Below are 19,453 nucleotides of genomic sequence, written 5' to 3' on the forward strand. Positions count from 1 at the left end.
CATCGACGAGCGCCCCTCCTGCCCGCAGGAGGGGCGCTCGTCGCGTTCCCGACCGTGGCCGCCCACGCGGGAATGGCGGCGGCAATGGATGTCCGTTTCGAGTGGCAAGCGGTAGCGTTGGATCGAACTCGAGGTTTGCTACTGGTGCGCTCATAGCGCGGAGAGGTGGTGCCGAATGGCCGGCCAGCCCGATGAGGACGATGCCCGCGTGATGGACGAGATCTTCGACACCGATCAGGTCTTCGACAGCGATGTCGACAACCTCGACTATGACCTCGGCGACGACGACCAAGAGGACGAGATCCGCGAGTACACGCGGTTCATCACCGATCCGCCCGAGGACCTCGTCATCCGCAATCGCGAGAACGACGACACCGGACGCCTCGGCATCGCGTCCGAACTCGACCAGGAGTGGACCCGCCGGCGGCAGCGCGAGGAGTTCGTCGCCGAGGACGACCGGCCCGCGGAGGTCGCCGCCATGGAGATCGTGGAGGAACCCGGCGACTAGGACTGTTGCGCAGCACGTACCGCAGCGGGATATCCGTGAAGAGGCACACCACGATCGAGGAGGGCGCGACATGAGCACGCCGCCGCACGAACCCGGCAAGCCGTCGGAGGAATCCGGCACCGGACCGGCCGACATGTTCAAGAAGGAATCCGACACCCCGGCCGCCGGCACGCCGCAGGCCCCGGACGAACCGGTCACGGACGAACCCACGACGCAGTACACCCCGGGCACTCCCCCGGCCGGTCAGCCCGACCTGACACAGTTCAACCCCGCGGCGCACTACGATCCCGCCACCCGGTTCAACCCCGTCCCGGAGGGCAATCCCAATCCTGCCGACGCCGCGCCCCCGCAGTATCCGTCGGGCGGGGTGTACGGGTATCCGCCGCAGAGTGAGCAGCCGCCCGTCGCCTATCCGGGCGGTGGATTTCCGCCCTACCCGAACGCTCCCCACCCGCAGGGCGGACAGCAGCCCTATCCCCAAGGCGCGCAGCCGCCGTACCCGCAGCAGTTCGGGCCCGGCCAGCAGCCGCCCTACGGTCAGCAGCCGTATCCGCCCTACCCGGGCGGCGCGAATTTCGGTGCGCCGCCGCCGCGTTCAGGGCCGCAGACCTTCTCGATCATCGGATTCGTCTGCGCGGCCATCGCACTCATCTTCTGCCCGCCGCTGTTCGGCATCGCGGGCATCGTGCTCGGCGTGATCGGGCACAACAAGGGCGAGCCGCTGGGCAAATGGGCCGCGGTCGCCTCCGGGGTGGCGCTGGTCGTGGGCATCATCATCGGGGTCGCGATCTACGGCTCCGGGATGATGACGAACACTAATTGACCATGACCACGTTCACCGGATTCCCGCTCGCCGGACTCGACTTCTACGAGGATCTGGAAGCCGACAACAGCAAGACCTTCTGGACCGCCCACAAGCAGGTGTGGGAGGAGTCCGTCCGGGATCCGATGAAAGCCCTTGTCGCCGAGCTGGAACCGGACTTCGGCGAAGCCAAGATCTTCCGGCCGTACCGGGATGTGCGCTTCGCCAAGGACAAGTCGCCCTACAAGAACCACCAGGGCGCGGTGGTGTACAGCGCGCAGTACTCCGGGTGGTACGTCCAGATCGGCGCCGCCGGGCTGCGGGTGGCGGGCGGCATGTACGCCGCCGAGCCCGCCCAGCTCGCCGCGCTGCGCGTCGCCATCGACGACGAGGTGCGCGGGGCGGAACTGGAAGGCCTGATCGCACAGCTCGTCTCGGCCGGATACCAGATCGGCGGGGACAAGCTGGCGACCAAACCCAAGGGCTACGACATCGATCACCCGCGCATCGATCTGCTGCGGCACAAGTCGCTCACCGCCGGAAGAGATTTCGGCGCGCCCAAGTGGCTGAGCACTCCGCGCGCCGCCCGGGAGATCCGGGCGGCGTGGGAGGAGATGCGGCCGCTCATCGAGTGGCTGGCGGCGGTGACGGCGCAGAAGTAGCCGCCACCGCACGTGCCGATCACCGGCGCTCGGCGAGCACCAGGGCGAACCGCTCGTCCGGATCGGTCCACACCCGCTCGGTGCTGAAACCGGCTGCGTCCAGCTCGCTTTCGAGCACCTCCCGGCGGAACTTGGCGGAGATCTCGGTGCGCAGCTGCTCGCCCGCCGCGAAATCGACGGTCAGGTCGAGCTCCGGGATGCGGACGGTCATGGCCTCGGTGGCCTCCAGCCGCATCTCGATCCACTCCCGCTCGGCGTCCCAGATCGCGACGTGCGTGAACTTCTCCGGCTCGAAGTTCGCGCCCAGGCGAGTATTGAGGACGTGCAGCACATTCCGGTTGAACTCCGCGGTGATACCGGCGGCATCGTCATAGGCCGGCACCAGCACCGCCGGGTCGATGACCAGACCCGCGCCGAGCAGCAGCTGCTCGCCCGGTTCCAGCACATCCCGGATGCCGCCCAGGAATTCGGCGCGCTCGGCGGGGATCAGGTTGCCGATGGTGCCGCCCAGGAAGGCCACCATGCGGCGGCCGCCGCCGGGCAGGTTGTCCAGGGTGGCGGTGAAATCACTGACCACGCCGTGCACGCCCAGACCCGGGAACTCCGCGGCCACCTCGTCCGCGGCCATCCGCAGTGCCGACACCGAGACATCCTGCGGCACATAGCTCTTCAGCGCGCCCTCGGACTTCAAGGCGTTCAGCAGCAGGCGGGTCTTGGCCGCCGATCCCGCACCCAGCTCGACCAGCGCCTCGGCCTGCGCGATGCGCGCGATCTCGGCGACGACCCGCTCCAGCAGGGCCCGCTCGGTCCGGGTCGGGTAGTACTCGGGCAGTTCGGTGATCTTCTCGAACAGCTCGCTGCCGCGAGCGTCGTAGAACCACTTGGGCGGCAGCCACTTCGGCTGCGCGGTCAGCCCCGCTCGCACGTCCGCGCGCAACGCGGTCGTCAAATCCTCGTCGGTCAGATGGATCTCCACCGTAGCCGCAGTCATGAATCAGCCCTTCCGATCTCGATATCCAGTGGTTCCACCGCAACCCGCCCGTTCCGCACACTCACCAGCTGCCGATCGGCGACCGGCCGCCAGCGCGGATGGTCGTCGAACGGTTCCGAGGCCACCACCACGAACCTGCCGGCCTCCAACACCGACAAAGAGTGATGCCACGTCGTCCCCCACACCCCCGCCCCATTCCCCACCAGCAAGTTCAACCGCGCCCTCGGCGAGCGTGCGAGCACCGCGGCCATCAGCCGCCGCAATGCCTCCTCGGGTCGCGCGGAGTCTTCGAGCAGGCCGCGCAGGATCACCCACAGCGCTGCCGAATCCGTCAGGGATTCGGCGTCCAGTAACGGGGGTGAGTCGAATTCGGTGGCCACCGTGGTCAAGACGTGGCGCCAGTCGGGGATCGCGCCGTTGTGGCTGAAAGCCCAACGGCCGTGGGTGAAAGGGGCGCAGGCCGCCCGCTCCACCGGCATTCCCACCGTGGCCGAGCGGACCGCGGCCAGGACCGCCGTGGAGCGGATCTGGGGCAGCACCTCGTCGACGGCGGGGTCGGTCCAGATCGGCGCGGCATTGCGGTAGCGGCTGACCAGCGGATCGATTGGCGGCCCCGGGGTTTCGGGCGGGTCGCCCGGCGCGCCGCCGTGCCAGATGACGCCGGGGCCGTGGTCCGGGGCGGCGGCGTCGGGGTGATGCCACCAGGCGACGCCGAAGCCGTCGGCATTGATGGTGCCGCCGCGGCGCATGTCCCGCGGGGCCCACGATTGGGTGCGCAGGGAATGCGGGCCCTGGGTCAGCAGCGCGCCGACCGCCGTGGGCGGGCCCAGGTAGGCGAGATGTCTGCACATCACCGTTCGTCCGATCTCAGGTCCCGGGCCAGCCGGAAACCGGAGAAGATCTGACGGCGGATCGGGTGATCCCAGTTGCGGAAGGTGCCACGGGAGGCGACCTGATCGGCGCCGAAGGAACCGCCGCGCAGAACCCGGTAGTCGCCGCCGAAGAAGACCTCGGAGTATTCGCGGTACGGGAAGGCGCGGAAGCCCGGATATGCCTCGAAACCCGAAGCGGTCCACTCCCACACGTCGCCGATCAGCTGGTGCACACCCGCCGGGGACGCGCCGGCGGGGTAGGCGCCCACATCGGCCGGTTCCAGGTGGTGCTGACCGAGATTCGCCAGTGCCTCGGTGGGATCGATGTCGCCCCAGGGGTACCGGCGGGAGCGGCCGGTGGCCGGATCGAAGCGGGCGGCCTTCTCCCATTCCGCCTCGGTCGGCAGGCGCTTGCCCGCCCAATTGGCGTACGCCTCGGCCTCGAACCAGCAGACGTGCACCACCGGCTGATGCGCGCGCAGCGGCTGCATGGTGCCGAAAACCCGTCGCCACCAACGCCCCCCGGCGTCCTGCTCCCAGAACTGGGGCGCGGTCAGCCCGGCCGCCACGCGGTGTGCCCAGCCGCGCTCGGACCACAGCTCGGGGCGCTCGTAACCGCAGTCGTCGACGAAGGCCAGATACTGCTCGTTGGTGATGGGCGCGGCATCGATGGCGAAGGCGTCCACCCGCACCGGGTGCGCCGGGCGCTCGTTGTCCAGCGCCCAGGGATCGGAGTCGGTGCCCATGGTGAATTCGCCTGCGGGAATCACGACTTCACCGGTGACCGCCACCCGCGCGACCGGAGGGGGCGGGGCGGACAGCACCGCCTCGCCGGTCCGCAGCTGATGGGTGGCGAGCATGGTCTCGTCGTGCTGCTGCTCGTGCTGGGCGATCATGCCGAAGGCGAAACCGTCCTGAACCAGCTCACCGCCGCGTAAGGGGCTGTGCTCCAGCACATCCCACACCTTGTCCCGCACGGTGCCGACATAGGCGCGGGCCTGCTCCGGATCCAGCAGCGGCAGCGCGGGCCGGTCCGCCCGCGCGTGCTGGAAGGCGTCGTAGAGGTGATCGATGTCCTGGCGCACGGGTTCCCGCCCGCCCACATCGCGCACCAGCCACAGCTCCTCCTGATTGCCGATGTGCGCGAGATCCCAGACCAGCGGGCTCATCAGCCGCGAATGCTGGGCCACCAGTTCGGCCTCGTCGATGCACTCGGTCAGGCCGATGGTCCGCCGCCGCGCCCGGTCGAGCGCGTCCGCGATCCGCCCGCGCAACGCCTCGGTCTCCGCCCGATCCGATCCCGGCAAATGCTGAATTGTCATGAGAGAACTTCCGATTCGGTCGGGGTGCGGCCGCTGCGACATCGGTCGGCAGCGGCGGCCAGTTCCTTGGCCGCCTCCGGAGTGGCGGCATGGGCCGTGGCCAGGTCGAGCAGGGCCACCGCGGCGGCCCGCAGCTCCCGGTCGGCCAGCCCGCAACGGGCGGACTCGGACCAGAGCTGGGCGGTGGAGGCGGCCAGCGTCGTTGCCTCCGTGATGGTTCCGGGATCCGACAGCAGTGCGTCGAAGGCATGCACCGGCACCGACCAGCTGTCACCCGGCTGCGCGTCGAGATAGCGGACCTCGAGGTGCCCGGCCGCGCGGACCGGCGGGAAGAGGGTGGTCAGGTGATAGTCCAGATCCGCCCGGTCCGGGCGGCGGCCGATCTCCTCGTCCAGCGCCCCGCACAGCCAGTCGGCGAAGGTGGCCCCGGGCGGGGCCGACCAGTCACCGGCCTGTGGATCCGCCGACCGCACACACAACAGCGGCACATCCAGCGCCCAGCGCGCGTACCCGGTGATCGGATCGGCCCAGTCCTGCACGGGCGGCCGGGTGCGGAGCTGGTCGAGCCGCTGCCAGGCCCGCATGCGCTGGGAGGCCCAGTCGCCGGGCGGGGCGGTGTGCAGACCGGGTGAGCAGGCGAAAGCGGCCAGCAGGGCGGGGCCCACGGCATGCAGGACCTGCCAGCGGGCGGCGATCTCGGCGGGATCCGCGCCCGCGTCGACACTCACCTGGGTGGCGGCGGTGTTGCACATCATGAGCGCGCCGAACGGGCCGATGCCGGCGAACATCTGCTCCATGGCCCGGTAGCGGGGCAGCTGCAGAACACGAAGCGGCCGCCGAGTTGCGTCGGCGGCGGCGGAAATGATTCGAATTTCGCGGGATTCGAGCAGCTCCCGCAGGCGTATCGCGTCTGTCCGCAAGCGCTCGCACAGTTCGGCGGCGGTGCCGAACGGGGCACTGGACAGTTCGATCTGACCGCCGGGTTCGAGGGTGACCCGGCTGCCGCCCGGCAACGGATCGGCTGGGGAATCGGGGGAGATGGACCGTGGCGCATACGGTCCGAGGGCGTCCGCGAGGACCCTCGGGTCCGGACGCGAGTTGGTCGCCGAAAGCTCACCCTGCGCGGTGAGCCACTCGAGTTCGGCGCCGATGAGCAGCGGTGGGCCCTGCTTGAAACAGACTTTTCCGATATAAGCCTCGGCGGCGGCGCGTGACGTGAATTCGCCACCCGGCTCCGATTCGGCCAGGCCACTGTGCAGCACATCGGTCGGTGACGCTGTGACAGCCATGCCAACCTCCGTCTGATGCGGTCGCCGCTCAGGATCGGGCCGGCGACCCAAACCAGAGTAGCGAGGGACTATGACAACAAATCTGACGAAATGAAGAACACCGCAACCGATATGGTCGATTCCATGCTGGATATGGCCGGACTACGGGCCGAAACGCCCGGGTGTGAAAACCAGGTATTTCTCGACAGCGCAGGGTCGTCGCTCCCCCCGCGGATCGTCGTCGACACCACCATCGCGCACCTGCGGCGCGAGGCCGAGATCGGTGGCTACCGCGCCGCCAACGAACGCATCGACGACCTGCACGGCGTCAAGACGGCCATCGCCGAACTGATCAACGCCGACCCCGCCGCCCTGGCTCTCAGTGACAGCGCCAGCCGCTCCTGGAGCGACTTCTTCTACTCGGTCCCCCTCGCCCCCGGCGACCGCATCCTGATCTCCGGCGTGGACTACGGCAGCAATGCCATCGCCGCCCTGCAGCGCGCCCGCCAGACCGGCGCGGTCGTCGAGGCCATCCCCAGCGACAGCAGCGGCCAGCTCGACCTCGACGCGCTCGACGCCATGATCGACGAGCGCGTGAAACTGGTGTCGCTGGTGCACGTTCCGACGAATGGCGGCCTGGTGAACCCAGTCGCCGAGGCCGCCCGGATCGCACACCGGGTGGGCGCGCTGGCACTGCTGGACGCCTGCCAGTCGGCCGGTCAGCTGCCGCTCGACGTCGCCGCACTCGACGTGGACGCGCTGTCCGCGACCGGCCGCAAATGGCTGCGCGGCCCGCGCGGCACCGGCTTCCTGTACGTGCGCCCCGAACTCGCGCTGAGTCTGGAACCCGGGCGGCTCGACCTGCACAGCGCCGAATGGATCGCCCCCGACGACTACGTGCTCTCCCCCGACGCCGGCCGCTTCGAATTCTGGGAATGCTCGGTCGCGAGCCGCCTCGGACTGGGCGCGGCCGTCCGCTACCTGCTCGACCTCGGACCGTCGCAGGTGTACGCGGCGATCGCCGAACGCGCCGGATACCTGCGCAAGGCCCTGCAGGAGATCCCCGGCGTCGATGTCCGCGACCGGGGCATCCAGCACGCGGGCATCGTGTCCTTCACCGTGCACGGCCTGGAGCCCGTCCAGGTGCGCGATCGGCTGGCCGCGCAGGCCATCACGGTGACCGTCAGCCACCGCGGTTCCACGCTGCTGGACATGACCGCACGCGAGCTGAATTCGGTGGTCCGGGCCTCCCCGCACTGCTTTGTGAGCTTCGAGGAGCTGGATCGCTTCGTCGGGGCGGTCAGAACCCTGGCCTGACCGGCGCATCACGTCGTAACAGCCGGCGCACAATTCCGAAACGGCCAACAGCCCTCCCCGGAAGCGGGGATTATTTGAGGTGCTGGTTCGGCGTCTGAGGAGTCCATCGTGAGCCGATTCACCGACGAGATGTATGCCACCGCCCGCGTCTCCCAGCGGGGGCTGGTCACCGGCGAACCGGATGCGCCGGTGCGGCACGGCTGGGGCGAGATCCACGAGCTCGCGCGGCACATGGCGGGCGGGCTGGCCGCTGCCGGAATCGGCCCGGGCGACGCGGTGGGCGTGCTGGCGGGCATGCCCGCCGACATCGCGCCCGGCTGCCAGGCAGTGTGGATGCGCGGCGCCTCCATCACCATGCTGCACCAGCCGACCCCGCGCACCGACCTCCAGGTGTGGGTGCGCGACACCGAGACCGTGCTGAGCATGATCGAGGCGCGGGCGGTCATTCTGGGCGCGCCGTTCGAGATCGCGGAACCCCTGCTGCGCGAACGCGGTATCGAAGTGGTGACCTTCGAATCCATGCGCGCGGGCGAGCCGATCGATCCGGTGCCCACCGACGAGGACGATATCGCTTTGCAGCAGTTGACCTCCGGATCCACCGGCTCCCCCAAGGCGGTGCGGATCACGCACGGAAACTTCTTCGTCAATGCCTACGCCATGTTCGATCGGGTGAAATTCCAGCTCGACGACGACGTGATGATCAGCTGGCTGCCGCTGTTCCACGACATGGGCATGGTCGGATTCCTCAGCGTGCCCATGCAATTCGGCGCGGAGGTGGTGTGCGTGACGCCGCTGGACTTCCTCGCCCGCCCCATCCTGTGGGCCGAGCTGATCTCCAAATATCGCGGAACCGTCACCGCCGCACCGAATTTCGCTTACTCGCTGCTGGCGCGCCGATTACGCAATGCCGAAGACGGCGCGTTCGATCTGAGCAGCGTCCGCTATATGTGGAACGGCGCGGAACCCGTCGACGCCGACACCATGGACGCCCTCGCCGACGCCGGAAAACGGTTCGGCCTCAGCGCCACCTCCCTCACGCCGGTGTACGGCATGGCCGAGACCACGCTCGCCGTCTCCATCCCCGACCCGGGGCTCGGCCAGGTCCTCGACGTCGTCGACGCCGACCTGCTGGAAGCTCTCGGCAAGGCCGTCCCCATCCGCGACCCGGCTCACCATCACGGCAGTGTGCGCCGCCTGCCGACCCTCGGCTATCTCGTCGACAATCTCGAGGGCCGGGTGGTGGACGCCGAACGCCGGCCCCTTCCGGTGCGCAGCGTCGGCGTCATCGAATTACGCGGCCCCGCAGTCACATCCGGCTACGTCACCGTCGACGGCTTCCGCGCCGCGCAGGATCCCGAAGGCTGGCTCGACACCGGCGACCTCGGCTACTTCACCGAGAACGGACTGGTAGTGGTGTGCGGGCGCATCAAGGACGTCATCATCATGGCGGGCCGCAATATCTTCCCCACCGACATCGAGCGAGCGGCCCTGCGCGTCAAGGGCGTTCGCCCCGGCAATGCGGTCGCCGTGCGTCTCGACGTGGGTCAGAAGCGCGAAAGCTTCGCCGTCGTGGTCGAATCCAACGACCACCAGGATCCCGACGAGGTCCGCCGGATCGAACACGACATCGTGCACGCCGTCTTCTCCGAAGTGTCGGTACGGCCGCGCAGCGTGACGGTGCTCGGCCCGGGCGCGCTGCCCAAGACCTCCTCCGGCAAGCTGCGGCGCTCGGCCACCGCTACGTACCTCGGCTGACCGCCGGGCTATTCCGTTCCAGCGACCAGGAGTTCGAGGGTCAGCTTCGGCATCTCCTTGACGATGTACTGCAGCCGCCACTTGTCGCTGAACAGCGCGAGCAGGGCGCCGTCGGTGCGGGTGAAGACCTCGACACCACGCTGCCGGTTCAGCTCCTCGGCCGACTCGGCGTCGGTGCGGCGGGCCAGCTGGTAGGGCAGGTGGTCGAGCTGTGTCTCGACATTGAACTCGGATTGCATTCGGGCCGTGACGACTTCGAACTGCATGGGGCCGACCGCGGCCAGCACCGGCGACTGCTCACCGCGGGCGTCATTGCGCAGCACCTGCACCACGCCCTCGGAGTCGAGCTGGTCGATGGCCTTGCGGAACTGCTTGTACTTGCCCGCGGTCTGCGCCCGCAGCGTCGCGAAATGCTCCGGCGCGAAGGACGGGATCGGCGGGAACTCGACCTTCTTGTCCACGAACAGCGTGTGGCCCGGCGCCAGCGCCGTCGCGTTGACCAGACCGACCACGTCACCCGGGTAGGCGGTGTCGACGGTGGTGCGCTCGCGACCGAAGACGGTCAGCGCGTACTTGGTGGCGAAGGGCCGCCCGGTCTGGGCGTGGGTCACCACCATGCCGCGCTCGAACTCACCGGAGACGATGCGCATGAACGCCAGCCGGTCGCGGTGCGCGGTATCCATGCCCGCCTGCACCTTGAAGATGACGGCGCTGAAAGGCGCGGTGGTCTCGCGCGGATTCCCGTTGATGTCCTTGCGGCCGCGCGGCGGCGGCGCCAGCTCGACGAGAGTGTCGAGCAGCTGGCGCACACCGAAGTTCAGCATGGCGGAGGCGTAGATGACCGGCGAGGTGTGCCCGGCCAGGAACAGCTCCTGATCGTGGTCCTGCCCGGCGGCCGAGAGCAGCTCGCTCTCCTCGGCGGCCGTGGCCCACACCTCGCCCTCGCGCTCGGCGGCCTGATCGGGCGTGAAGTGCTCCTCGGGTGCGATGGTCGCGCCGCCCGCGGTGCGGGTGAAGTGGATGTACTCGGTGGGCGCGCCCTCCTCCCCACGGCGCAGCAGGCCGCGGAAGTCGCCGGCGATGCCGACGGGAAGGAACAGCGGGGTGGGGGTCAGGCCGATGCGCTCGATGATCTCGTCCAGCAGCTCCAGCGGCGCCTGGCCCGGACGATCCCACTTGTTGATGACGGTGATGACCGGGATGCCGCGATCGCGCGCGACCTGAAAGAGCTTGAGCGTCTGCGGTTCCAGGCCCTTGGCGGCGTCGATGAGCATGACCGCCGCGTCGACCGCGGTGAGCACGCGGTAGGTGTCCTCCGAGAAGTCGGAGTGGCCGGGGGTGTCCACCAGGTTGATCACGCAGTCGCCGTACTCGAACTGCAGGGCCGTGGAGCTGACCGAGATACCGCGTGCCTTCTCCATCTCCATCCAGTCGGAGACGGTGGACCGGCGGCCTGCCTTGCCGTGGATCGCGCCCGCCTCGGAGATCATTTTGGCGTGCAGCGCCAGCGCCTCGGTGAGCGTCGATTTACCGGCGTCCGGGTGGGAGATCACCGCGAAGGTGCGCCGCCGCGCCGCCTCGTCGGCCAGCCGACCGGCGGTAGCTGAGGTGGCAGTCGGGGAACTCACGGGGGACTCCTTTTGTGCGGACGAGGCAACCGCCCCAGGGTACGCGACCGGCCCCGCTGCCCGACCGGCCGGTCCAGCTCACTCCGCGCTGTTCACCGGTTCACACCGCGAGGTGGCGGGCGACGGCCCGCGCGACCAGCGCTTCGATATCGGTCCCCGGCGCGATCGCCTCGATACTGCGATTCCCGACCACCACCGCGATGCCGTGCAGCTGGGTCCACAGACTCAGTGCCCGTTCGTCCGCGCCGTCGGGCACGCACTCGGCGACCAGCGCCCGCCAGCGCGCGAACATGGGCAGGGTCGTGTTCACCCGCAGGTTCTCCCCCGCGCCCGCGAGCAGGTCGTGACGGAACATGAGGGTGAACATCTCCGGCCGCGCGGTCGCGAAATCGATGTAGGCCAGGCAGGTGCGCTGGACGCGGACCGGCGCCGAATCACCTTGCACCGCATCGATTTCGGCGCGCAGATCGGCGTAGCCGCGCGCGGCGATCGCCGCCAGCAGGGAATTGTGGGTGGGGAAGTACCGGCGGGGCGCGCCGTGTGAGACCCCCGCCTCCCGTGCGATGGCCCGCAGGCCGAGCTCGCCCGCTCCGACCTCCTCGAGCAGGGCGACGCCCGCGCTCACCAGACGTTCCCGCAGTGGCTCAACCGAAGTCATGCGCCACATTCTCCCGATAGGGGTAGACAGTGTCTACTCCGATCCGGTAAGAACGAAGGGTAGACACTGTCTACGAGTGCGATTCGGAGGTCTTCCATGTGGTACTGGCTGCTGAAGCACGTCTTGGTGGGGCCGGTGCTGCGGCTGCTGGGACGGCCGGAGATCGAAGGGCTGCACCACGTTCCGGACGACGGACCGGTCATCATCGCCGCCAACCATCTGGCCGTGGTCGATTCGCTCTACCTGTGCCTGGCGCTGCGCCGCAAGGTCACCTTCATCGCCAAACAGGAGTACTTCACCGGGGGCGGCTTCCGCGGCCGCGTCAATCGCTTCGTGATGAACGCCACCGGCCAGGTACCGGTGGACCGCACCGGCGGCGCCGCGGGCTCGGATTCACTGGCCGCGGCGGTCCGCATCCTGGAGTCGGGCGGCATCTGGGGCATTCACCCGGAGGGGACGCGCTCCCCCGACGGCCGCGTCTACCGCGGGCGCACCGGCGTGATCCGGGTGGCCATGCAGACCGGGGCTCCCGTCATCCCGGTCGTGCTGTCCGGCACCGATCGGGTCAATCCGCGCAATCGGCGATTCCTGCGCCCGGCCAAGGTGCGCATCTCCTTCGGCCACCCGCGCTATTTCCCGCCGGCCGATCAACAGGCCGTGCGCCGCGCCACCGACGAGCTGATGGCCGATATCGTGCGCCGCTCCGGGCGGCCCTATGTCAATTGCTACGCGACCTCATTCAAGAAGCAGGCCGCATAAAACAAAACGGCCGGTTGTTCGGATCCCGCGCAGCATCCGAACAACCGGCCGTCCGTCCGTCAGCCGACGCTGGACGCCGAACCGGTGGAAGTGGAAGTGCCTCCGCCCGCGGCGCCGAGGCCCTTCAGCAGGCTGTTGATGATGGTGGTGAGCGGGGTCAGCGAACTGCCGGTCCCCGAAGTCGAAGGCGTGGGAGTCGGCGAGGGCGGGCAATCGTTGGCCGTGACGAATTCGAGGGCGTCACCCTGACCGACCGTGTCCGCGGCGGCGAGCGGGGCGGTGAGGGCCACCGCGGTGGAGATGGCGGCGATACCCGCGGCCCCCATACCGATCCGGCGAATGCTCTTCATACATATGTCCTTATGGTGCAGCGCATTCCCCTGAGCTGGGGAATGATGCGAAACGATAGTGTGTCAAATTGCGGGAAGCAAGACCCCGAACGCCATCCGCAAGCCCCGATTTTCGAGGTGGTGGCCGCCGGACGAAAACGGCCGGTCGCCCGGGACCCAGCGGCCCAGGACAACCGGCCGCCGGCCGCCGTGTTCGTCAGCCGACGCTGGAGGCGTTGTTGCCGCCCAGGCTGCCCAGCAGATTGGAGATGAGCGGGATCAGCGTGCTCGCGCTGCCGGTCCCCGTGGTGGTCGTGGTCGAGGGGTCGGAGACGGTGACATCCACCGGACCGGAGGTGGGCACCGACTGGGAGCCGCCGGTCAGCACGACCCAGAGGTGGTGCGAGCCCGAGGTGGCCGGGGTCCACTGCACCGACGCCGTGGTGCTGCCCGAGGAGGTGGCCGAACCGACCGCCACCGTGCTGCCGCCGACATTGTCGTAGACATCGGCGGTCACGCCCGGGACGCCGGTGATGATGTTGATCGTGTACGCCGTACCGGTCGTGAAATTGCTGCCGACGACGGTCATGCCGTTGCTCGAGGTGTCGGCGGCCGCGAACGGGGCGGCGAGCGCGACGGTGGCGGAGATGGCGGCGATACCCGCGGCGCTCAGGCCGAACCGGCGGATGTTCTTCATGCAAGTTCCTTTTGCTTCGGAAGGCAGGCTACTCAGCGTGCCGAACAGATCGACTGGCCCCGGAAAGGGATTCGCGCGTATTTCCTTATGATGCAAGACATTTCCCACAGGCCAGCGAATCGGTCGAAACGCTAGCGTGTCAGTTTCTTGGAAACAAGACCATGAATATTCCTGTGTAATTCCTGGGAGTACCCGCCCGCCGGCGGCCACCGAGGGGGTGGCACAGAGCCGTTCCGCCCGCGTGTTAGAGTCTTCGGGTTGTCTCGGCGAGGGTGTGGCACCCAAACTGCCCACCGTGATCGACGCGGCTCGGCCCATACGGCCGTCCATGTTGGTCTTCGCCGACGAGCAGACCAACCTCAGCCAGGGCGGCCCAGTCGCCTGGCGACCAGCTGACATTGCAGCCCGGACGAGCCGTAGGAGTAGACAGTCATGTCCGACGTCACCATTCTCGAAGCCACCGTACGCACCGAGTTCGGCAAGGGCGCTGCCCGCCGCACCCGCCGCGACGGCAATGTCCCCGCCGTGCTCTACGGCCACAACGAGGAGCCGCAGCACCTGGCCGTGAACGCCCAGGCGTTCGCCGCCGTCCTGCGTGAGCACGGCACCAACGCCGTGCTGAACCTCGACATCAACGGCAAGAAGCAGCTGGCGCTGACCAAGTCGGTCGTCGTCCACCCGATCCGCCGCTACATCGAGCACGCCGACCTGCTGATCGTGCGTCGTGGCGAGAAGGTCACCGCCGACGTGAACGTCACCCTGGTCGGCGACGCCGCCGCCGGCACCCTGGTCACCCAGGACACCACCACCCTCTCCATCGAGGCCGAGGCCCTGCACATCCCCGAGTCCATCGAGGTCTCCATCGAGGGCGCCGAGGCCGGCACCCAGATCCTCGCGGGCCAGATCGAGCTGCCGAAGGGCGTCACCCTGGCCGGCGACGCCGAGGCCCTGATCGTCAACATCATCGCCGCCCCGGCCGCCGCCGCCGAGGAAGAGGCCGCGGCCGCTTCCGAAGCAGCCGCCGCGGAGTAACTCCTACTCCCACAACGGTTCTCGATGACCGAGGCAACAGCCGGGCCCGCGCTCGTGGTCGGTCTGGGTAATCCCGGATCCGAATACGAGCACACCCGGCACAATGTCGGTTTCCTGGTCGCCGATGTGCTCGCGGAGCGCGTCGGCGGCCGTTTCACCGTGCACAAGAAGTCCGGCGCGGATCTGCTCGAGGCCCGCCTGGACGGGCGCAAGGTGCTGCTGGCCAAGCCGCGCACCTACATGAACCTGTCCGGGCGGCCTGTCGCGGCGCTGGCCAAATTCTTCTCCGTGCCCGCCTCCGAGGTGATCGTCGTCCACGACGAACTCGACCTTCCCTTCGGCGCCATCCGTCTCAAACGCGGCGGCGGCGAGGGCGGGCACAATGGGCTGCGCTCGATTTCGCAGGCCCTCACCACCAAGGACTATCTGCGCGTCCGGTTCGGCATCGGCCGGCCACCGGGCCGCCAGGATCCCGCGGACTATGTCCTCAAGCCCTTCTCCGCTCCGGAACGCAAAGAGGTTCCGGTGATCGTCGAGCAGACCGCCGACGCGGTCGAGCTGCTGGTGCGCGTGGGGTTGGAAGCCGCACAGAACCAATTGCACTGACGCGCAACGTATTCGGCGCGCAGTGATCAGGCCCCGGTCAGCCGAGCGTGCCGGTCCCGTCCGAGCTCGGCTCGACGCGCGGCGTGTCCTCCGGATTGCGGGCGATCAGCCCCCAGCGGCTCGAAGTCAGGCGCAGACTCGGTAGATCCGAGAGGGACAACACCACTTCATAGGTGCGTTCGTATCCGGTGTGCGCGATGCGCCACTGCCCGTCGTCGCAGCGGACGTACCGGTCCGTATAAAACGCCGCGCCGCGGAGCAGCATGTTGTGACCCGGGATGAGCACGGTGTCGGCCAGGTACCAGGTGCCGGTCGCCTCGTCGCCGTCGACATCGATCTCCGGGTGGTCGCAGCGGTGCTCGGTGATGACGTGCGGGCCCAGCGTGTTACGCATGAAGGCCAGGAAGGCGTCGCGCGATTCGAACTGGAGGTACTCGCTGTAAGTGGCGGTGGCCTCCGGAATCATGGTGTCGGCGAACTCGTCCCACGCCTTCGTGTCGAGCGCGCGCAGGTAACGGAACTTCAGCCGGCTGATCGCCGCGACGGCATCGGAATCCATACCTTCAACAATCCCATCAGGTGAAGGAAACCTTCAGGGATCGGCACGGATTTGTACCGGATCGCTATCAGCCGGATACCGACTCAGCCGTTGATGCTGAAGCAGGTGTTGCAGAAATCCTCGCCGAACTCGGTCAGACGCAGACTCTTTCGCACGATTTTCGGCACGCGACCGGCCTTCTTGAGCGCCTGCTCCACGACCGGCTGCACCTCGAGCACCATGTATCGCGACAGAACGACCGGATCGTCCGAGGTCATGGTGAGACCGAGGCGGTTCAGATTGATCAGGTAGTGCCGCGAACGGTCCGGGTAGCGAACGCCGGACTGCTCCGGAACCGAGGTCAGGTCCCCCGCGACCAGCTCGGAACCGATGCCCAGCGGCCGGTTGGTGCGCACGTCCACCGATGGCTGCGGCCCCTGCAGGGCCATGAACCGCAGGATGCGGGCCTCGTCGGGGGCGAGCTGATCGAGGATCCGGTCGTAGGCCGGGTGCACGTCCTCGGTGAAATAGACGTCGGCCGAGCGAGCCAGCAACGCGTCGCCGCGCCGGCGCAGGTCATCGGTGGTGACCGAGCGGACCAGGCCGTTGGCGATGGCCGGCGGCGGCGTGCCCATGGGAGTCGGTACGTAACTGACGATCTCGCGCACCGAACCCTCGGTGACGCCGAGCGCGCTGCGCGCGATGGACCGGAGCGCCGCCCCCGTGCGCTCGGCGATATCGGCGGACGACTCGCCGTCCAGCGCGGCCTGGGTCAGCTGTTTGGTGATCTCGACGCTGGTGCCGACCGCCCACTCGGTGCCCCGCACCGCGGTGCCGACCGCCAGCCCGGCGGCCCGGAAGGCCCCGCGGATCAGGCGGGCCTCATTGCTGATCCGCCGCTGCTCCACATCCGAACTGCGTTCCACGGCACGGGGTCCCGGACGGGCCACGTCCTGCCCAGGGATCCTGTCTTCCGCCACGTCCATCTCCGAATATCGCCAGGTGAACAGAAATCGTCCACAGATTATTGCCCCCGACGGACCTTCGGGCACGTTGAACCCGCGAGCCAGACGAAGGTTACCCCAGTCCACGTGCCTCGCCGAACGACGCACATGACCCCCAACACAACTCGCACCAGGCACGATATGGATGTGGTCCCCGTCATTCTCGTGTGCCCATCGAGAGAGAGGGACATCGAGCCCGTGCAGTGTGACCGAGATCTCCGACTCAGACACTCCGCCGCTGGACTCGCTTACTTAATAGCCAGTAAGGTCCGAACCGCCGAGGGGTTGTCAACGCCAACGGCGGTGCGTTGCGGGTCGGCAGGAGGGTGTCGTGCTGGAAAGTGTCTTTGGGGTGCGTCCGACCATCCTCTTGGAATTGATCACCATCCCGTTGTTCACGGGCGTGATCGGCTATATCACCAACTGGACCGGTGTGCTGATGCTGTTCAAGCCGATCCGGTTCCACGGGTTCCGGTTGCCGGGGCTGGCGGCGCTGTTTCCATTGCTGCCCAAGCGCATTCAGGTGTTGCCATTGCTGCAGTACGACGGGCGTATCGGCTGGCAGGGGATCGTGCCGTCCCGCGCGGACAAGATGGCAAGCATCGCGGTGGACAAAGGGCTGGCGAAACTCGGCAGCGTCGCGGATTTCTATCGGGAACTGGAACCCGACAAGCTCGCTGAACACTTTGTTGAAATTGCGGACCTTCAGATTCGTGACATTGTCGAGGACATCCTCAAACGCGAGCATCCGCAGCTCTGGTACAACCTGCCGACCGGTCTGCGGGAGATGGTCCACAGCCGGGTGCGCGAACAGTTGCCGGATATTCTCCGGGAACTCACCGATGAACTCGGCAAGAACATCGATCAGTTGCTGGACGTCAAGTCCATGACCATTCGCTACTTCCAGGCGCGGCCGCAGATGCTGAACTCGGTGTTCCAGGTGCTGGGGGCCAAGGAACTGCGATTCATGCAGAACTTCGGTTTCTACTTCGGCGCGCCCATGGGTCTGGTGCTGGTCGCCATCCTGCACCTCACGAGCTGGTCGTCGCTGGTGGTGCTGCCGGTCGGCGGTGTGATCATCGGCTGGGTGGTCAACTGGATCGGCATCAACCTGATCTTCGAACCGGCCTACCCGAAGTGGTGGTGCCCGTGGCGGCAGGGTCTGCTGATCAAGCGGCAGGGGGAGATCACCGAGGGCTACGCGGCCCTGGTGGCCAGCGAGATCATGACCGTCGCCAATATCGGCGACGAGCTGCTCAACGGGCCGCGCGCCGACCGCACCATGCAGATGCTGCAGGACACCCTCAAGCCGGCGGCCGACCGGGCACTCGGCCCGGCCCGGTCGGTGGTCAAGTTCGCCCTGGGCAGCCGCGAGTACGACTCGCTGCAGGACACCTTCACCTCCGAGGCCATGACGATCGCGCCGATCGCCTTCGCCGACCCCGCCTTCAATGTGCAGCAGGGCAAACAGGTGCAGGAGTACATCGCCAAACAAATGTCGGCGCTGCCCCCGCCGGAGTTCGTGGACATGCTGCGTTCGGCCATCAAACAGGACGAATGGCTTTTGTTTGTCCATGGCGGCGCGCTGGGCCTCTTCGCCGGTTACGCTCACCTTCTGATCTTCGGAACAGGAGTGGCCACCTCATGGATATGACCGACTCGTCCACCGGTGTGCGCGCCGAATCAGGTTCGGGCGAGGACGATCCCGCCGCTACCGGCACCGCAATCGCTGTTCGGGAGGCCGCGCCGCTGCCGGTGCCGGTCTCCGAGGGCGAGCGGCGAGGTTCGGCCGGACCGGTACGCGCCGCCACCGGAGTGGTACGAGTCGCCATGTCCGCCGCGGTCGAGGCCGGCTTCTGGAGCGTGCAGACCGCGCTCGGCGTGACCTCGGTGGTGCTGCGCGGCAGCATGGCCGGGCAGCCGCCGCGCGAGATCCTCTCCGATGCCGGTGCGCAGGTGCGGCATTCGGTCCGGCAGGCGCTGGGCGTGACCGTGCCGGATGCCGACGAGAGCGCCACCGAAGCCAGTCCCGCCAGCGTGCTGCGCGCCCGCGGCGCCGAATTGCTGCGCCGCTCGGCCGATTTCCACACCGAGGACGACAACCACCACCACACCGCCTACGCCCGGATTCTGGGCGAGCTCGCGCCCGACGAGGCGCGCGTGGTGCGGCACCTGTACCTGGACGGCCCGCAGCCCGCGATCGAGGTGAAGACCGGACGGACGGCCTACCGCGGCGTCTTCAATCTGCTGGGTGAGGATGCGGCGCTGCGGTATCCGAACCGGATCGACGAATATCTGACGAATCTGGACCGGCTGGGCCTGATCGACGTCACCCGCGAGGCGCTGGGCAATCCGAACCGCTACCAGCTGCTGGAAGCCATGCCGGAGGTGCGCCGGCTGCTGAAGCGGGCCGGCTTCGGCACCAAGGTGATGTACCGGACCATCGAATTGACCTCGTTCGGCGCGGGATTCACCCGCACCTGCCTCCCGGTACCGTCGCTGGACTCGCAGATGCTCGAACACCACGGATGAGGCTGGCCGTCACGTCCCATATGTGCGTATGCCAGGGCGACAACTGATTTCGCAACGGTTGGGGCAATTCGCCGGGTACATCCGAAATCGGTTCGCTCCCAACCGCCGGCACGGCAGCGCAGCGGGCAACGGCTTCCAGCCGCCCGCTGAGGTCCCGGGGAGGCGGGCTAGCC

At 68.2% G+C, this 19,453-nt stretch carries 20 protein-coding genes; 10 read left to right on the forward strand and 10 right to left on the reverse strand.

Annotated features, from left to right (window positions below; genetic code table 11):
* Nucleotides 1-175 precede the first annotated feature (175 nt).
* The 3 genes from ON33_RS24370 to ON33_RS24385 all read left to right on the forward strand — a co-directional run bounded on the left by ON33_RS24370 (nt 176) and on the right by ON33_RS24385 (nt 1,972).
* Nucleotides 176-508, forward strand: a complete 333-nt coding sequence (locus ON33_RS24370) for a hypothetical protein (RefSeq protein WP_245550690.1) — start codon at nt 176-178, stop codon at nt 506-508.
* A 70-nt stretch (nt 509-578) separates the two neighbouring features.
* Nucleotides 579-1,331, forward strand: a complete 753-nt coding sequence (locus ON33_RS38525; protein ID WP_051152735.1) for a DUF4190 domain-containing protein — start codon at nt 579-581, stop codon at nt 1,329-1,331.
* A gap of 2 nt (nt 1,332-1,333) precedes the next feature.
* Nucleotides 1,334-1,972, forward strand: coding sequence for a DUF2461 domain-containing protein (locus ON33_RS24385; RefSeq protein WP_040861398.1), 639 nt, complete (start codon nt 1,334-1,336; stop codon nt 1,970-1,972).
* A gap of 19 nt (nt 1,973-1,991) precedes the next feature.
* Here the strand turns inward: ON33_RS24385 and egtD are convergent, their stop codons facing one another.
* From egtD to egtA, 4 genes are read right to left on the reverse strand one after another with little or no spacing between them, the layout of a single operon-like run.
* Complete coding sequence (egtD, locus tag ON33_RS24390) at nt 1,992-2,963, reverse strand: L-histidine N(alpha)-methyltransferase (protein WP_040861399.1); 972 nt, start codon at nt 2,961-2,963, stop codon at nt 1,992-1,994.
* Entirely contained in the window at nt 2,960-3,814 is an 855-nt protein-coding gene (locus tag ON33_RS24395; RefSeq protein ID WP_040861400.1) for a class II glutamine amidotransferase domain-containing protein, read from the reverse strand. Before ON33_RS24395 ends, egtD begins: the two co-directional genes overlap by 4 nt.
* Nucleotides 3,814-5,157, reverse strand: coding sequence for an ergothioneine biosynthesis protein EgtB (egtB, locus tag ON33_RS24400; protein ID WP_051152736.1), 1,344 nt, complete (start codon nt 5,155-5,157; stop codon nt 3,814-3,816). The genes ON33_RS24395 and egtB overlap by 1 nt, the downstream gene beginning before the upstream one ends.
* A complete protein-coding gene (gene egtA / locus ON33_RS24405) occupies nt 5,154-6,446 on the reverse strand; it encodes an ergothioneine biosynthesis glutamate--cysteine ligase EgtA (RefSeq protein WP_083869260.1) in 1,293 nt (430 codons plus the stop codon). Before egtA ends, egtB begins: the two co-directional genes overlap by 4 nt.
* A gap of 123 nt (nt 6,447-6,569) precedes the next feature.
* Between egtA and ON33_RS24410 the strand changes: the two genes are divergently transcribed.
* Together ON33_RS24410 and ON33_RS24415 are read left to right on the forward strand one after the other, a co-directional pair.
* On the forward strand, nt 6,570-7,742 hold the full coding sequence (locus ON33_RS24410) for an aminotransferase class V-fold PLP-dependent enzyme (RefSeq protein ID WP_040861423.1): 1,173 nt from the start codon (nt 6,570-6,572) through the stop codon (nt 7,740-7,742).
* Between the two features lie 108 nt (nt 7,743-7,850).
* A complete protein-coding gene (locus ON33_RS24415) occupies nt 7,851-9,497 on the forward strand; it encodes a fatty acyl-AMP ligase (RefSeq protein WP_040861401.1) in 1,647 nt (548 codons plus the stop codon).
* An 8-nt stretch (nt 9,498-9,505) separates the two neighbouring features.
* On the opposite strand, the gene ON33_RS24420 is transcribed toward ON33_RS24415, so the two are convergent.
* Entirely contained in the window at nt 9,506-11,125 is a 1,620-nt protein-coding gene (locus ON33_RS24420; protein WP_040861402.1) for a peptide chain release factor 3, read from the reverse strand.
* A 100-nt stretch (nt 11,126-11,225) separates the two neighbouring features.
* Nucleotides 11,226-11,783: a TetR/AcrR family transcriptional regulator gene (locus ON33_RS24425; RefSeq protein WP_040861424.1), complete on the reverse strand. Its 558-nt coding sequence runs from the start codon at nt 11,781-11,783 to the stop codon at nt 11,226-11,228.
* 96 nt (nt 11,784-11,879) lie between these two features.
* Here ON33_RS24425 and ON33_RS24430 point away from each other — a divergent pair, with 96 nt between their 5' ends.
* The gene (locus tag ON33_RS24430; protein WP_040861403.1) at nt 11,880-12,542 is read left to right on the forward strand and encodes a lysophospholipid acyltransferase family protein; all 663 of its coding nucleotides are present in this window, start codon (nt 11,880-11,882) and stop codon (nt 12,540-12,542) included.
* Between the two features lie 59 nt (nt 12,543-12,601).
* Here the strand turns inward: ON33_RS24430 and ON33_RS24435 are convergent, their stop codons facing one another.
* A complete protein-coding gene (locus ON33_RS24435; protein ID WP_157184706.1) occupies nt 12,602-12,892 on the reverse strand; it encodes a hypothetical protein in 291 nt (96 codons plus the stop codon).
* A gap of 196 nt (nt 12,893-13,088) precedes the next feature.
* Entirely contained in the window at nt 13,089-13,568 is a 480-nt protein-coding gene (locus tag ON33_RS24440) for a hypothetical protein (protein ID WP_040861405.1), read from the reverse strand.
* A gap of 432 nt (nt 13,569-14,000) precedes the next feature.
* On the opposite strand from ON33_RS24440, the gene ON33_RS24445 reads away from it, so the two are divergent.
* Together ON33_RS24445 and pth are read left to right on the forward strand one after the other, a co-directional pair.
* Entirely contained in the window at nt 14,001-14,600 is a 600-nt protein-coding gene (locus ON33_RS24445; protein WP_040861406.1) for a 50S ribosomal protein L25/general stress protein Ctc, read from the forward strand.
* Nucleotides 14,601-14,624: 24 nt separating this feature from the next.
* On the forward strand, nt 14,625-15,206 hold the full coding sequence (gene pth, locus ON33_RS24450; protein WP_040861407.1) for an aminoacyl-tRNA hydrolase: 582 nt from the start codon (nt 14,625-14,627) through the stop codon (nt 15,204-15,206).
* Between the two features lie 37 nt (nt 15,207-15,243).
* On the opposite strand, the gene ON33_RS24455 is transcribed toward pth, so the two are convergent.
* Nucleotides 15,244-15,765, reverse strand: coding sequence for a nuclear transport factor 2 family protein (locus ON33_RS24455; protein WP_040861408.1), 522 nt, complete (start codon nt 15,763-15,765; stop codon nt 15,244-15,246).
* 83 nt (nt 15,766-15,848) lie between these two features.
* Nucleotides 15,849-16,730 carry an Abi-alpha family protein gene (locus ON33_RS43540; RefSeq protein ID WP_083869261.1) on the reverse strand — a complete coding sequence of 294 codons (882 nt, stop codon included), beginning with the start codon at nt 16,728-16,730 and terminating at the stop codon, nt 15,849-15,851.
* A gap of 349 nt (nt 16,731-17,079) precedes the next feature.
* Between ON33_RS43540 and ON33_RS24465 the strand changes: the two genes are divergently transcribed.
* A complete protein-coding gene (locus ON33_RS24465; protein WP_051152737.1) occupies nt 17,080-18,402 on the forward strand; it encodes a DUF445 domain-containing protein in 1,323 nt (440 codons plus the stop codon).
* Nucleotides 18,393-19,280 (forward strand): Abi-alpha family protein, encoded by an 888-nt coding sequence (locus ON33_RS24470; protein ID WP_245550691.1) that lies wholly within the window; start codon nt 18,393-18,395, stop codon nt 19,278-19,280. Before ON33_RS24465 ends, ON33_RS24470 begins: the two co-directional genes overlap by 10 nt.
* Nucleotides 19,281-19,453: the final 173 nt, after the last annotated feature.

Source organism: Nocardia niigatensis NBRC 100131, assembly GCF_000308655.1.
In the GTDB taxonomy this organism is placed as follows: Bacteria; Actinomycetota; Actinomycetes; order Mycobacteriales; family Mycobacteriaceae; genus Nocardia; species Nocardia niigatensis.